The 14667-nt window shown below is 36.4% G+C and carries 17 protein-coding genes; 5 read left to right on the top strand and 12 right to left on the bottom strand.

Features of this window, described 5'->3' with window-relative positions; translation table 11 throughout:
- Position 1: 1 nt before the first annotated feature.
- The 12 genes from FVB9532_RS17580 to FVB9532_RS17635 all read right to left on the bottom strand — a co-directional run bounded on the left by FVB9532_RS17580 (position 2) and on the right by FVB9532_RS17635 (position 9402).
- Positions 2–382 (bottom strand): BfmA/BtgA family mobilization protein, encoded by a 381-nt coding sequence (locus FVB9532_RS17580; protein WP_150546494.1) that lies wholly within the window; start codon positions 380–382, stop codon positions 2–4.
- Positions 383–813: 431 nt separating this feature from the next.
- Positions 814–1011, bottom strand: coding sequence for a hypothetical protein (locus FVB9532_RS17585; protein WP_040879834.1), 198 nt, complete (start codon positions 1009–1011; stop codon positions 814–816).
- Between the two features lie 10 nt (positions 1012–1021).
- Positions 1022–1471, bottom strand: a complete 450-nt coding sequence (locus tag FVB9532_RS17590; protein WP_150546495.1) for a JAB domain-containing protein — start codon at positions 1469–1471, stop codon at positions 1022–1024.
- 75 nt (positions 1472–1546) lie between these two features.
- Complete coding sequence (locus FVB9532_RS17595) at positions 1547–1891, bottom strand: single-stranded DNA-binding protein (RefSeq protein WP_150546496.1); 345 nt, start codon at positions 1889–1891, stop codon at positions 1547–1549.
- Between the two features lie 709 nt (positions 1892–2600).
- The gene (locus FVB9532_RS17600) at positions 2601–3392 is read right to left on the bottom strand and encodes an SDR family NAD(P)-dependent oxidoreductase (protein WP_150546497.1); all 792 of its coding nucleotides are present in this window, start codon (positions 3390–3392) and stop codon (positions 2601–2603) included.
- A 40-nt stretch (positions 3393–3432) separates the two neighbouring features.
- A complete protein-coding gene (locus FVB9532_RS17605) occupies positions 3433–4014 on the bottom strand; it encodes a TetR/AcrR family transcriptional regulator (RefSeq protein WP_150546498.1) in 582 nt (193 codons plus the stop codon).
- 265 nt (positions 4015–4279) lie between these two features.
- Complete coding sequence (locus FVB9532_RS17610) at positions 4280–4855, bottom strand: NAD(P)H-dependent oxidoreductase (RefSeq protein WP_150546499.1); 576 nt, start codon at positions 4853–4855, stop codon at positions 4280–4282.
- 71 nt (positions 4856–4926) lie between these two features.
- Positions 4927–5739, bottom strand: a complete 813-nt coding sequence (locus tag FVB9532_RS17615; RefSeq protein WP_150546500.1) for a helix-turn-helix domain-containing protein — start codon at positions 5737–5739, stop codon at positions 4927–4929.
- A gap of 72 nt (positions 5740–5811) precedes the next feature.
- Positions 5812–6726: a helix-turn-helix domain-containing protein gene (locus tag FVB9532_RS17620; protein ID WP_150546501.1), complete on the bottom strand. Its 915-nt coding sequence runs from the start codon at positions 6724–6726 to the stop codon at positions 5812–5814.
- Between the two features lie 22 nt (positions 6727–6748).
- Positions 6749–7486 (bottom strand): SDR family oxidoreductase, encoded by a 738-nt coding sequence (locus FVB9532_RS17625; RefSeq protein ID WP_150546502.1) that lies wholly within the window; start codon positions 7484–7486, stop codon positions 6749–6751.
- A gap of 163 nt (positions 7487–7649) precedes the next feature.
- A complete protein-coding gene (locus FVB9532_RS17630; protein ID WP_150546503.1) occupies positions 7650–8561 on the bottom strand; it encodes a helix-turn-helix domain-containing protein in 912 nt (303 codons plus the stop codon).
- A gap of 7 nt (positions 8562–8568) precedes the next feature.
- The gene (locus FVB9532_RS17635) at positions 8569–9402 is read right to left on the bottom strand and encodes an SDR family NAD(P)-dependent oxidoreductase (RefSeq protein WP_150546504.1); all 834 of its coding nucleotides are present in this window, start codon (positions 9400–9402) and stop codon (positions 8569–8571) included.
- Positions 9403–9706: 304 nt separating this feature from the next.
- Here FVB9532_RS17635 and FVB9532_RS17640 point away from each other — a divergent pair, with 304 nt between their 5' ends.
- The 5 genes from FVB9532_RS17640 (at position 9707) to FVB9532_RS17660 (ending at position 14477) form a co-directional block, all read left to right on the top strand.
- Positions 9707–10261 (top strand): TetR/AcrR family transcriptional regulator, encoded by a 555-nt coding sequence (locus FVB9532_RS17640; RefSeq protein WP_008610530.1) that lies wholly within the window; start codon positions 9707–9709, stop codon positions 10259–10261.
- Positions 10262–10312: 51 nt separating this feature from the next.
- A complete protein-coding gene (locus tag FVB9532_RS17645; protein WP_008610529.1) occupies positions 10313–11218 on the top strand; it encodes an NAD(P)/FAD-dependent oxidoreductase in 906 nt (301 codons plus the stop codon).
- A 448-nt stretch (positions 11219–11666) separates the two neighbouring features.
- On the top strand, positions 11667–12563 hold the full coding sequence (locus FVB9532_RS17650) for a DMT family transporter (RefSeq protein ID WP_008610527.1): 897 nt from the start codon (positions 11667–11669) through the stop codon (positions 12561–12563).
- Between the two features lie 331 nt (positions 12564–12894).
- Positions 12895–13215, top strand: coding sequence for a helix-turn-helix domain-containing protein (locus FVB9532_RS17655; RefSeq protein WP_150546505.1), 321 nt, complete (start codon positions 12895–12897; stop codon positions 13213–13215).
- Positions 13215–14477: a type II toxin-antitoxin system HipA family toxin gene (locus FVB9532_RS17660; protein ID WP_150546506.1), complete on the top strand. Its 1263-nt coding sequence runs from the start codon at positions 13215–13217 to the stop codon at positions 14475–14477. The genes FVB9532_RS17655 and FVB9532_RS17660 overlap by 1 nt, the downstream gene beginning before the upstream one ends.
- Positions 14478–14667 lie beyond the last annotated feature (190 nt).

The raw sequence follows: 14667 nt of genomic DNA on the forward strand, positions 1-14667 counted from the left end.
ATTAGGGTTCGTTATTATGGTTCTGCCTTTCCTGAAATCTTACTTTGGGCTTTTCTTCGACCGCTTTCTTTTCCAAGATCAAGGGTTTTTTTGAAGGTTCGTTCATCTGAAAAAGGGATTCCAACATTGCTACGGTGGGTTTGGTCTGGCTCTTTTCCATATCCCTCATTATGGCGATGACCGCATTGATACGTTTCTTTATTGAGGCTTCGATAGTCCTTCCCGTTGGTCCCAATTTTTCCTTTGGGGAAATCTCGTTGTAGAAGAAAAAGTCGAGCATTGTTTCCAATGCTTCGGTGTGTGATTTGAAGTGGGTCCGTGAAAATTCCTGAAAACGTTTTGCCGTTTCCTTTTTGAACCTAATGCCTATAAATGAGTCCATAATTCGCCGATTTGTCGCAAATCCTTCCCTAAAAGTGGGCGTTCACAGGGCATTTGTCGCAAATTGTAGAGGTTCTGGAATTTTATATTTTTTCAAATTACTGAATATCAGTTATTTGAAAATTAAAAGGAGTGCTAAACATCGCATCGCGTGTTACCCTCTTGCTACTCCTTTTCGTCTCGCGCAGCGGGACAAAATTCCGTACAATCTGGCTAAAAAGCCAATTGCCATTTCAAGGAAAATAATTTTCCGATATGTTATTTTTTCGATGGGTACGGTTATCGGCGAAAGTCAAAAAATGGATAACCCTACGTGAAATTGAATGCTGAATTTCAGCGAAATAAAGATAGTGATTTTTATTGAATTGAAATCGATGCAACAAAAAAACACCTCCAAAAATTTAGAGGTGCTTGACTATGAAGTTTAGAAATTCAGATGTTGAATACAAACGTATAGGAATACAAATTGCGTAATGCTTCTTCGGCTATCATCGTTTCAAAACAAGCGTGATTTTTCCTTACGTATTTGCGGATGTCCTCCCCAAATTTTCGTTCCACATCCTTCTTGGAATTTTCCATAAGTCGGTTTTGAGTCTCTTCGCTCAAGTCGGTAAAATTTAGATAAATCATAGCTTTCAATTTAAAGGATTCCATTATCTGCAAAACTGTAATAGTCGCCATCGGGAGAAATTATCAAATGGTCTAGAACTTTAATATCAAGTAAGTCGCCAGCCTTTTTAATCTTTTGGGTCAGGCTCTTGTCCGATTCACTAGGTCTTAAGGTACCGCTCGGGTGGTTATGAAGTAAAATTACTGCGGTTGTCAAGCTCTTTAAAAGTACGGCAAATAGAATGCGGACATCCACTAAAGTACCTGTGATACCTCCATTTGAAACCTCATAAATTCCTTTTACCTTATTGGCATTATTGAGCAACATTATTTTAAAGGTTTCGTGCAGTTCAATTGTTTCTTTGTTCCATTGGCTGTAGGCTATATCGGCAGCACTTTGGGAACAGGTTACTTTGGGAAGCAAATTTGCCTTTGTGCTTCCGCTGTAACTTATGGCTATTTCATTAACTTTGCTTTTCATTGTTAACTTATTAATTGGTTAATAATTAAAAGAGGGCGCTACTTTCCACGGGAACGCCCTCTTAAATTTTAAAGATTACTTATCATTTTTATTTCCGAGTAAAAGCACTTCCTTTGCTTGCACTTCGGTTACATAGCGTTGGTTTCCATCATCGGTGGTATAGGTGCGGGTTCTCAATTTTCCCGTAATGGCTATTTCCTTTCCTTTGCCTACAAAATTTTCGATGATTTCGGCAGTCTTGCCCCAAGCTACAACGGTGTGCCAATCTGTGGACTGCACCTTTTCGCCCTTGTTGTTCTTGTAGCTTTCATTTGTGGCGATTGAAAAACGGGCTACTTTTTTTCCGCTTTCAAGGTTGGTGATGGTTGGTTCTTGCCCAACGTTTCCGATTAACTGTACGTGATTTTTTAAAGTACTCATAATAAAATATTTAAGGATTAATAATGCTATCCGAACCATTCAGACAGTTTGTGTTTGTATTTTTTGAAGTGATTTACTTATTATATCTCGAGCGTTTTCCTTTTTTGTTTTTTTTGATGCCGCTTCCTTTTTGATGTTTTTGTACGATTTCATAAGATTCATTTTAGATTTACTTCCCATAGTGCCCTCGCTGTTACCTTTTTTTGTTGCTGATACAGTTTCAATATTTGGAATTGATAAGGACTTATAAAAGGGAGGCACGACCGGTTATGCAGTCCGTTCAACTTCCAAATGTTGGTATTTTGCTGTCAGAAAAAGGGAGGGACAGTGAGGGTGCGGGAGTAGGTCTAAAGGGTTTTGTGAAGTACCAATACATAGGAAGGGGCACCAAATGAATAATGGAATTCAGATGGGGCGGACTCCGTTCACGATTTCGGATTGGGAATGGAGAGTTCCTTCCCAGTCCCGATAGCTATCGGGACGGGAAGGTTTAACGGAATGGAAAGGAGAAATTGGGGATGGTGTCCAAGACTTTGTAGGGAAGCGCTGCCGCCCGGAATGCAGCTTTTCGCGAAATGGAGGGGAATGTGCTGAGCAAATTTCGAAGATTAAGTTTTAACTACTGCTATGAAGCGTGACGGTTTTTACAGACTTTTTTTAGGAAATAAATAGCTCTATCAAAATCTAAATAATTTTGCTTGTTATTAAGTTAAATCGTTTTTAACACTCCTGAATCTGCTCTTAAAGAAGCTCCATTTGTAGCAATGGATAGAGGGCTTGATAAATATGTTGCTAAACTTGCTATTTCACTTGGATTAATGAATCGTTGCAATAAAATGTGTGGATTGGTCTGTTGTACAATTGCAGTTTTCATTTGTTCTAATTCTAGATTTTGTGCTTCTGCAATTTGCTCTACTGTTGCTGCAACACCATCAGAATAGGTTGGTCCTCCCAAAATAGTATTGACCGTAATCTCGGTTCCTTTTGTCAATTTAGATAGGCCATTTGCAATGGCAGACATAGCCGCTTTTGACATTCCATAATGGATCATATTTTCAGGAACATTTACACCTGATTCGCTACTGATAAAAATGATTCGTCCCCAATTATTGTTTTGCATTTTCGGTAATAATTTTCGAGATAAACGAACAGAACTCATTACGTTTATCTCAAAATATCTGTACCAATCTTGATCCGTTATGTTTTTAAATTCTTCAATTTCAAAGATTCCAACATTGTTTATCAAAATATCTATATCAGTTAATTGTTTAAGTAAGTTTTCGACTTCTTCCTCCTTTGAAAAATCTGCTGAAATTGCCGAAACCTTAGTATTAGGAAATTGTTTTTGTAGTTTTTCTTTTACTTGTTCCGTCTTTGATTTTTGTCGTCCATTAATTGTCACAGAAGCTCCCTCTTCTAATAATTGTTGTGCAATGGCAAAACCAATGCCTTGTGTTGAGCCACTAATAAATGCTTTTTTTCCTTTTAATTTTAAATCCATTTTATTTTTGTAGTGATTATTAAATAATTAGTTAAAATTTTTATTTGAGAATCTGTAGTTGTAATTCAATTTGTTGTTTCAAAATTTCTTTGTCCGGATAGATTCTTCGTAATGTATTAATTCCACACCAAAGGGTAATTAAATGCTTTCCTAAAGTATGTGCCGGTATTTTTGATTTTATATTTCCCTTTTTTTGTTCTGCAAGGATAGCCGTGGTGTAAAGTTTTTCTGTTTCTTTTAAAATTTCTATTGCTTCATTTTCTAGTTCTTCATCTATAAAAGTCATTTCAACTATTGTATTTGCGACAATACATCCCTTCAAGTGAGATTTTTTTGATGCAGTTGCCACACTAATGAAAAAGGCTTTAATTAATTCAATAGGAGTATCGCTATTTTCTAGTTTGATTTTGAAATCTTCTAAGTCTTCTTTGCGTTGTTGAAGAGATTTTTTGAAAAGTTCTTTTTTTCCACCTTTAAATGTGTTGTATAAACTACCTGCTCCTGCACCTGTCGCAGTACTTAAGTCAGATAAAGACGTGGCATTATATCCTTTTTCCCAAAATAGTTCTTGAGCTTTGAGCACCATTTCTTTGTTTTTAAAAACTATCGGTCTTCCTTTCATTTATTTTTGTAATGTTTGATACAAAAATAGAAAAATAAAATTCTAGCCAATGATTTCAGTTATTATTTTTGCAAACATTACTGCTAACGACTCTGGTTATATTAAGTTCGGGATTTTGAAGTCGCTTTCTTGTCCGCCTAACGTAATTTTTTTAGTTACAGTTTCTTCAATTTTGAGAACCTTTCCATAAAACATATTTTATCCAGTCGAGGCTTTAGTAGATGCACCAGTTCACTGGTACTAACCGAAGTTTTGAAGACATAAATTATTCTACAAATAGAGATTTTATTTGATGAGTCCATTCTTTAATAACTTCGGTATTTGCTCTATCTGCTTTGTCGAAGAAAAAATGTTGTTTGACTTTTAAACCGCAATACGTATAAATACCTTTGTCTGATGTTAGCGATAGAGCCGTGTCCATTCCCAAATTGTGATATTCGGTATGTGATTTCCCGTGTGTATTAATGATGACGGTTTGTTTGCCTACCAGTAAGCCTTTTTGAATACCCTGGTCATATCGATAAGCAAAGCCATAACTGAAAACCCGGTCGATGTAGCCTTTTAGTATCGCAGGTAAACCTGTCCACCAAATCGGATGTATAAATGTAATACAATCTGCCCAAACGATATAATTCTGCTCAGTTTTTACCTCTTCATTAACCCGTTCTATTCGCTGGCCTTCCATATCTTCCAGTGAAAGAACAGGATTAAAATTCAGTTGGTATAAATCCCTAACTTTTACCTGATGCCCACTTTCGGTAAGGTGTTCTAAAACTACTTGTTTTAACCGACCATTTAAACTTTGGGGATTAGGATGAGCGTAAATAACTAAATGTTTCATTTTCTACTTTTTTAATTTGTTATAACAAAAGTAGAATGTTGTTTTTCCCTAAAATTGTAAGAAAACGAAAATCAATTTATGGGATTACAAATATCTTGTTGGAATTTCAGATATTTTGTGGGGCTAAGATTTAGGTAATGTTTAAAGTCGCTAATAAGTTGGCTTTGGTCGTAGTAACCACAATCATTTATGATCGTAAACCAATCCTCTTTTGTTGCCTTGGAAGCAATGTTTTCAATGGCTTTTAAAAATCTTTCGTAACGGTTAATTTCTTTTACAGAATATCCGAAATGTATTTTTTGTTTGAGTTGAATAGTTCGTTCTGTTTGGTTATTGTGGCTAGCAATTGCTTTGATAGGATTTAGCGACTGTTCTTTAAACTTTATTAATTGTTCCGCTATTTTGTCCCGTTGTAGTAAATAGGGTTTGCAAAACTCAAGAATGTAATTTACCTGTTCTTCAACATTATCCATTCTATGGAGTTCATACCACAATGACGTAAAGCAATTTTCTCTCAAGAGCTTATCAGGATGTATTGGTGAATGTTTAGTAAGTGAAATATTACCAAAGAACCGATAAAATGCATCGTCTTTGAAATTGGCAACCAAAATTTTTGATTGCGGTGGCAACGAATATTCAAACGCTTTCCTGATTGTTCCTAGCACAAGACATTTGTCAATTTCTATTTGTGTATTTTCTTCGGAATTGAGTAATGTTTTTGTTCCGAAACTGAAAATCAAAATGGTTTGGTAAGAAGGTAATAACGTTTTTGTTATCCTTTCGTTGGTTTGATTTTCGGCAAAATAGAAATGAGAAAATACGTTTTCATAGTCTGCCGGAACAGCTATTCTGAAATTGTGGTATGTTTCACTGTTTTGTGTCATTCGTTTTGTTCTTGATGATAAAGTATATGAGCATCGGTATTCAAGCACTATCAGTTGTCTGCTGTCTATTATTTAAAATGATGCTCTAAATTTCAATGGAGAAACATATGTTTTGTTCTTAAATAATTTGCTAAAGCTTTGGGGGTGTTCAAAACCCAGTTCATAAGCTATTTCACTTACAGACAGGTTGGTTGTAGATAGTTTTTCTTTTGCCTTTTCTATGATAGCATTCTGAATGTATTGTTGTGTGTTTAGTCTTGTAAGAGAACGTAACAAATCACTCAAGTAACGCTGTGACAGACCGAGTTTGTTGCTAATAAAGGTTACTGAAGGCAAGCCATTATCCAGTCCGCTTTTATCTTGAAAATACTGCTCCAAAATTTCATCTAATGAATGAATAATTTCGTGGTTAACAACTTTCCGTGTAATAAACTGCCGATTGTAAAAACGCTTGCTATAACTCAACAATAAGGCAAGTTGTGAGACCAAAACTTCCTGACTAAAATGATTTATATTTTCTTTTAGTTCTGCATTTATCGCCTGTAATAACTGATCGATAAGTGCTTTTTCTTTGGCCGACAAATGTAAGGCCTCCGCAATATGATAAGAAAAGAATCCGTAGCTCGCTATTTCACTTCCCAGCGGATACTTCCTGATAAAATCAGGATGAAAATACAACGCATAACCCTCATAGCTTTCTGAACTTTGATAAGGCGTAACAATTTGACCGGGTTTTAAAAACGCCATTCCGCCTTCTTCAAAATCATAATAATCCTGCCCATATTTTATTTTTCCACTGAATGTATTTTTAAAGGAAATTTTATAAAAATCAATACTTAATTTTTGCTCACTGTCTATTTCCTGTTGTGGTATTTTGTTATAATTTACTAACGCAAATAGCGGGTGTTGTGGAGCGGGCAACCCTAAATAACGCATTAATGCAAATATGCTTTTAAAATGTTTTATTTCTGAATCACTTGCTCCCATAACTTTTGAAGATAATAATTTTTTAGTTTTGAACCGCCGGTCGAATCACAATATCTCCAATTTCAACTTCTTTGGGCTGACTGATAGCATATATTACGGCATCTGCAATCGCTTCTGCGCTTATGGCAATTTCATCACGACTTTTTAAAATAGCGGTTCGCATTTGGTCGTTCTTAATGTTTTCTGCAAAATCGGTATCCACAAAACCAGGAGAAATACCCGTAATTCGGATAGAACCGTCCGACTCTTGCCGAAAAGCTTCGGAGATTGTTCTCACCGCATTCTTAGTTCCTGCATAAACACCCATCGTAGGTGTTATGGTAAGACCAGCAGTAGAAATTATATTCACGATATGTCCAGATTTTTGTTTTTTGAATACGGGAATCGCAGCTGCCATTCCGTATAAAGTACCGTTCAGATTGACATTGATCATTTGCTCCCAACCTTCCACATCCAATTCATCAATTTTGCTTAACTGACTAATCCCAGCGTTATTTATCATCACATCAAGTTTTCCAAATTCAGCTAAGGCTATGCTGACCAATTTGGCTAGGTCTGTTCTATGTTGAACATCTGCAACTACGTAGCTTGCCTCTCCGCCATCTTGAATAATATTTTCTACAATTTTCTTTAACTTTTCTTCACGTCGCGCAGCGAGAACTACTTTCGCTCCTTTGGCAGCCAGGTTTAAGGCAATAGATTTTCCAATCCCACTACTGGCTCCGGTGATAACGACTACTTTTTCTTTAATATTCTGCATATTTTTTCTTCTTTTAAGTCTGTTGCAAAGCTCTTAATTGTCATTTCGTAAAAATTAACCGGATTGGTATTTGTTGTAGTCAAATTGTTCTTGGACGGCAGTTAAGTTGAGTTAGCCTTGCACCCGGCTATTGCGTGTACACAATTTTAACGATCGTAGTTGCTTAATTATAAGAAGCTCTGTATTGCAGGGGAGTCTGTTGTGTCTTTTTCCTGAACATTGTACTAAAAGATTGTGGATGCTCGAAACCTAAATCATAAGCTATTTCCTTTACGCTTAAATTGGTCGTTGAAAGAAGGTCTTTGGCTTTATCAATTACAAATTTCTGAATATAGGTCTGGGCATTTTGACCAGTAAGGCTACGCAACATATCACTCAGATAATTAGGAGACACATTCAGCTTTTCCGACAAAAATTGAACTGTTGGTAGACCTGAAAGTGCCGATTCTCTATTTAAGTAGTCGGTCAGCAGGCTTTCAATTTCGGTGAGCAGATCGTTATTAACCGCGCTTCGAGTAAGAAATTGCCGATTGTGAAAACGATCCGCATAGTTGAGAAGTAGTTCAATATGTGAAACAACGAGACCTTGGCTATAATCATCTATGTTGTTTTTTAATTCGTCCTGCATTTGCTTAAGAACGGACATAATTATCTCGTCCTCTTTTTCCGAAAGATGTAGGGCTTCAGCTGTGGAATATGAAAAAAATCCATAGTTCCCAATGACTTTTCCTAATCCATAATGGCGAATAAGATCAGGTTTAAATATTAGCATATATCCTGATACAGGATCATCTGTAACATCTGTAACGGAAAAAATTTGTCCAGGTTTGGTAAAACTCATAATCCCTTCTTCAAAATCATAATCACGTTGCCCGTATTTGAACTTACCCGAAGATCCTTTTTTACAGGCAACGCAATAAAAATCATAATAAAAATTTTTCCAGATTTCGCTATCTCCAAATTTCAAAAGTTCAAAATTGATAACGCTTACCAGTGGGTGGTCTGGCTTTGGCAAACCGAATAAACGGTGGAGTTCAGAAATGGACTCGATTCTATATGGAGCAGCTTTTTTCAATTTATAATTATTTGAAATCAGTAGATAAAGATAGTGCTTTCCATTTTTCCATTTCTTCTTCCTCATTTTTGCGTACCTGTAAAATAGCGTTGTAGCTGTCGGAACCTAAAGGAAGATGTAAGGGTGGATTTGACATTTCGGTAATTTTAAGTAATACTTCCGCCAATTTTTTCGGATCGCCCAATTGTTTGCCATCAAAGCCCGTAAACTGTTCAACCTGTTCATCTAAATTATATGCGTCAATTTTATTTTTCGCCACATTGAGACTGTCCTCGCTCATAAAATTTGTACGAAATGTTCCTGGTGCAAGAATCGTTACTTTTATCCCAAAAGGAGCAACTTCTTGGGCAAGAGCCTCTGATAGTCCGATCACAGCAAATTTGGACGCATTATAGCTTCCATTACCCGCATACCCCATATAGCCCATCATTGATGAAGTGTTAATGATATGCCCTGATTTTTGCTTGCGTAAATGCGGCAAGACTTTCCTGATGGTATTGGCCAGTGCAAAGACATTTATGCTCATTGTTTCCCTAAACTCGGTATCACTTAGTTCCTCAATATTCCCCAACAGGTTATATCCTGCATTATTGACCACGACATCTATTTGACCAAATTTTTCTATACCCTTGGAAATAGCTTCTTCCACGTCATGTTCTTTGGTAATGTCCAACTTTACGGGAAGTAGATTGCCCTTGTAATCCGCGATTTTTTCTAAAAGCGTTTCCGTATTTCTGGAAGTTGCAATTACTTTACCTCCGTTTTTTAAAACTGTTTTTGTAATTTCAAGGCCCATCCCTTTGGACGCTCCTGTAATAAACCAAACTTTTTGTGTGCTCATATATATTGTTTTTTTTACACACAAACTTATTGAAGGCTTAAAAGTTAAAAGTAATCAAATAAGGGATTTTAGTATTCAAATTGAATTGTGGTTGGTGTTCGAGACTTTGTAAAAAAATTCATTGCTCGAAATATTGCCCTTCGACTATGCTCAGGACAGGCTTTTTTCTAAAATGGAGGAATGTGCTGAGTAAACTCCATAAAAGAATAATGCCTTTTGGACTAATTATACTTTATATTGGAAAATATTGTACCAAATTCAAATGTCACACATTTGAGAAATATTTATATCTTTGCCTTGTCTTATGACCCATACAAAAAAACGAATCATAGAATCTGCCATCAGGATCTTCAATGAAGACCTATCTGCTCCTTTGCAAAAAGTTGCGGATAATGCAGCAGTGACCAGAAGAACATTGCATCGTTACTTTAAAGATCGGAATGAACTTGTAGCAGTTTGCAAACAAGCCATAGAATCAAGCTGCAAAAAAGCAATGATATCGGCTATTCAGAGCAGCGATGATGCTCTCATTCAATTAGAACGGATGCTCTACGCCGGAATTGATTGTGGAGCAAAATATTCCGTTTTTTATAAACTGCATCAAAGTAAAGATCATAAACATACCCACCAAAATAAGAATTGTGCGGATTACGATCATATCTATAACCAATTCCAAGGTATTATCATCGAATTACAGAAAGAGGGTAAGATAAGTCCAGCAATGTCCCCAGAATGGATACAGGTTTTACATTCCGGAATTATTGAAAGTACGGTCAACGCAAGGCAAACCACAACTAAAAGTTTTGAGGAAATCAAGGAGCTCGCCTGGACTTCCTATATAAAAGCAATAGCACCTTAAAAAAATTTACATCAATATGTCTCATTTCTGAGACAGTTTAAATTTAAAACAATGAGTACTAAAAATTTTGAAGTAATTATAGTGGGCGGAAGTTATGCTGGCCTCTCCGCAGCAATGGCATTAGGACGCTCCCTGCGAAAAGTGTTGATTATTGATAACGGTCATCCCTGTAATCGGCAGACCCCGCATTCGCATAATTTTATTACACAGGATGGCATTCCTCCAGCAGAAATAGCGGCAAAAGCCAAAGAACAAGTTCTAAAATACAAAACAATAGATTTTGTTAATGATCTTGCTGTCAATGCGGAAAAAAGTAAAAATGGCTTCTCAGTTATTATTAAATCAGGGGAAAAATTTACTACCAAGAAGGTGATCTTTGCTACCGGGATAAAGGATTTGATTCCCAATATCAGGGGTTTTGCAGAATGTTGGGGAATTTCGATGATCCATTGTCCCTATTGTCACGGTTATGAATTTCGAAATAAGAAAACAGGTATTATGGCGAATGGTGAGCGTGCATTTCACCTAGCTTCACTAGTGAACAACCTCACAGATCATTTAACCATCCTGACGACCGGCAAAGCAGATTTCTCATCCGAACAACTGGCTAAACTGGAATCGCATAATATAAATATCATCGAAACTGAAATTTCAGAACTTGAACATCAGGAGGGCTATCTCCAGAAGGTAATCTTTAGTACTGGAGAAAAAGTAGTTTTCGATGCAGTTTATGCAGGATTTCCAACTACTCAACATTCCGACATACCGGTTTCTTTAGGCTGTGAATTGACAGAGCACGGCCATATCAAGGTCAATGAATTTCAGCAAACAACTATTGAGGGTATCTATGTCTGTGGAGATAATTCGACAATGATGCGTTCTGTGGCTACTGCCGTGGCCAATGGAAACCTCGCCGGCGCAATGGTCAACGCCGAATTGACCAAAGAACATTTTTAATAAAATTAAGATAATGATTGAAGTATTCATCACCAATACTCCAAATCAAATGTCTGGAAACCAGATGATAAAATGCCTTAAAATCTCTTTCTCCGATTTAAAGATTGACTTTGATATAGAGACACCCATAGCAAACTATCCTTGTGATCATAGCATTTTACGTGTTGAAGGAGCTAATTAATGTACAGAATATAATTTTCTCTATAAACCAAAACGGTTATGAATGACACATTCTTAAAGACAAAATATGTTCATAAATAATAGAAAATTATTTCATAATAGCAAAAAGGAAATAAAAAATTGGTTCATTTATCATTTGATAAAAGCTATTTGTTATCAATTATTAGTTAGATAATATTTCGACTGGGTATTTTTTATGAATTACTTTAGCAATTGAGAACTACCTCATGACAAAATAATATCTTAATAATAAAACCAATTACAAGTTATGAGTTTTAAAAATACCAAGCAATTAGGCTTTTTAGCTGCCTTGTTCTCAGCATTGGCTTGGTCAACTACAGGTATCTTTGTACGATTTTTAAAGGATTTTTCTGCCTTGGAAATTATAGCTGGACGTTGTTTTATTGGTCTGATATTTATTCTTTTATTTTTCTTGATTCGCCAAAACTCATTAGGCAAAAAAATATGGAAGTCTAAACAAGCCTGGGGATTGGGAACTCTTATGGCCTGCTATTTTTTGCTGGTTGTGACCTCTTATCAGATTGCGCCGGTAGCAGAAGTCTCCATACTTACTAATACAACTCCATTGTTTGCCTTGATTTACAAAAGAAGTAAAGGTCTTTCAATTTCGTCTCAGGAAATATGGGGCATATCTTTGGGAATGATTGGAGTGATTTTAGTAGTGATCTCAGGAAATTCCTCTCCCCAATTTTCTTCTGGTACGTTGCATTTATTAGGAGATTTTATGGCATTAGTTGCCGGGGCAGCAATGGCATTATATTCTATTTTTTATAGGAACATTCCAATTGAGAAAAAACCCTCCTCACAACTAGCAAGTTTTTTTACATTTTTTGTCGGCAGTGCCATAAGCCTCCTTATCATTGGTTTTTCTGGAGATATGGGTTCTATTATTAATTTTCTGGATTTTAATGCCTTATATTACTTCTTGGCCTTAGGAATTTTAGCTACCCTTTTACCTACACTGTGTTATGCCTACGCTTCTTCGGTTTTGGTTTCGGTCACAGTTACTTCATTAAGGTTGCTTACCCCACTGTTGGCCGCATTTTTAGCGATTATATTCCTAGATGAAATTCCCGATTTCTTGTTTTGGCCAGGAGCTTTAATTCTTCTGATTGGATTGTTCCTGATTATAAAATCAAAATAGAGGTATTATGATTTTTATAGCACTTTCTACGAATGATGCCCGATTCGGAAAAGGTGAGTAAATCAGCAGAAATACATACCTCACTAAACACGGGATAGAACTATTCTTTTATGACTCACATTCATTGGAAAAAGAGTTTGGAGCATACGGATTGGTTAAAGCTGAAGAAATAAATGAACCCATAAAAATTCCAAGCGACACACCTTCCGAAAAATTTTCTAAAATTATTTGCAAAAAAGTTGGATAAACATCCAATGGAAACAAAAAATTTTTTCGTAACGTAAAATACTATTTACTTTATTCCATATATTTGCAAAATATATTTAACGTTATGTCTAGAAGCAGTATTATATTACTACCTAAAAATAAGAAGCTTTTACAAGCAGTGGGAGAAAATATCAAGTTGGCACGCTTACGCAGGAAACTAACGATGGATCAGGTTTCAGAACGAGCAGGGATTTCCCGTCCCACACTTTCTTCCCTAGAAAAAGGGAGTCCTTCAGTTTCTTTAGGTATTATTCTCCAAGTTTTATTAGTATTAGGTCTGGAGAAGGATATATTGCTTTTGGCCGACGATGATATATTGGGCAGAAAAATACAGGATGCTGATCTAACCGTTAAGGAACGTGGTCCAAAAAATACCAAGAAATAATGACACAGGAACGAAAAGAAATATTGGTATATGCGCATTGGGATGGAATAGACTCACCATTCCTAATGGGGAGTTTATATGTAACGCCATCTAGAGGGAAAGAAATATTTTCTTTTGAATATGATAAAGGGTGGTTACAATCGGATTATGCCCAAATCATAGATCCAGATTTACAATTATTCGAAGGTACCCAGTACCTCAACAATGAGAAATCCAATTTCGGTATTTTTTTAGATTCTTCACCTGATCGGTGGGGTCGAGTCCTAATGATGCGTAAAGAGGCTGCTAAAGCTAGGAAAGAAGAACGCCGGCCTAAAACTTTAATGGAGTCGGATTATCTACTCGGGGTTTACGATAATAACCGAATGGGAGGACTTCGTTTTAAAACAGTACAGAACGGTGCTTTTTTAGATGATAATGAAGCGATGGCTGCCCCACCTTTCGCTGCACTTAGAGACCTTGAATTTGCCAGCTTACAACTTGAAAAAGAAAACGCCCCAGACAATCCGAAATACCTAAAATGGCTCAATATGCTAATGGCACCAGGGTCTTCCTTGGGAGGAGCAAGACCCAAGGCAAATATTCGGGATACAGAAGGAAGTTTATGGATTGCTAAATTTCCAAGCCAAAATGACCAGCAAGATATGGGTGCTTGGGAAATGCTTGCCTATCGACTTGCGATTCAATCCGGTATTGATATGGCACCGTCAAGGATACAAAAATTTTCACACCATCAACATACATTTCTAACCCAACGATTTGATCGTAAAAACGATGGCACCCGTATTCATTTTGCTTCTGCAATGACCTTATTAGAATATACTGATGGAACGGACTATCAAGATGGGGTTAGTTATTTGGAACTTCTGGAATTTTTAATGCAGAATGGAGCTGATGTTGATAACGATCTCCAGAAGTTATGGAGACGTATTGCGTTTAATGTTTGTATTTCGAATACGGATGATCACCTTCGCAATCACGGATTCCTTTTAACGGATTCCGGTTGGATACTTTCGCCGGCTTATGATATCAATCCAACTCCAAATGGTACTGGTTTAAAACTTAATATTTCGGAAAATGAAAATGCTTTGGATTTAGACTTAGTAAGAGAAGTCGCTCCTTATTTTCGGTTAAAAGAAAAAAAAGCCAATGCTGTTATCAATACAATTCAGCAGAATGTGGCCCAATGGGAGCAAATGGCTATTGATTTGGGTATCTCCAGAAATGAAATGGAATTAATGAAAAATGCGTTTAAGTATTAAAATATTTCATCAATACTGTTTTTTGCTACAAAATGATATCATTTGAAATCAAGAGAAATGTCAAATTGAAAATGCTATGATTCTGTACCTATTCTGTACCCATTGCAAAAAAGAAAGGCTTCACATTTCTGTGAAGCCTTGTCATTGCTAGTAGCGGGAACTGGACTCGAACCAGTGACCTTCGGGTTAT

The organism is Mesonia oceanica (genome assembly GCF_902499555.1).
GTDB lineage: Bacteria > Bacteroidota > Bacteroidia > Flavobacteriales > Flavobacteriaceae > Mesonia > Mesonia oceanica.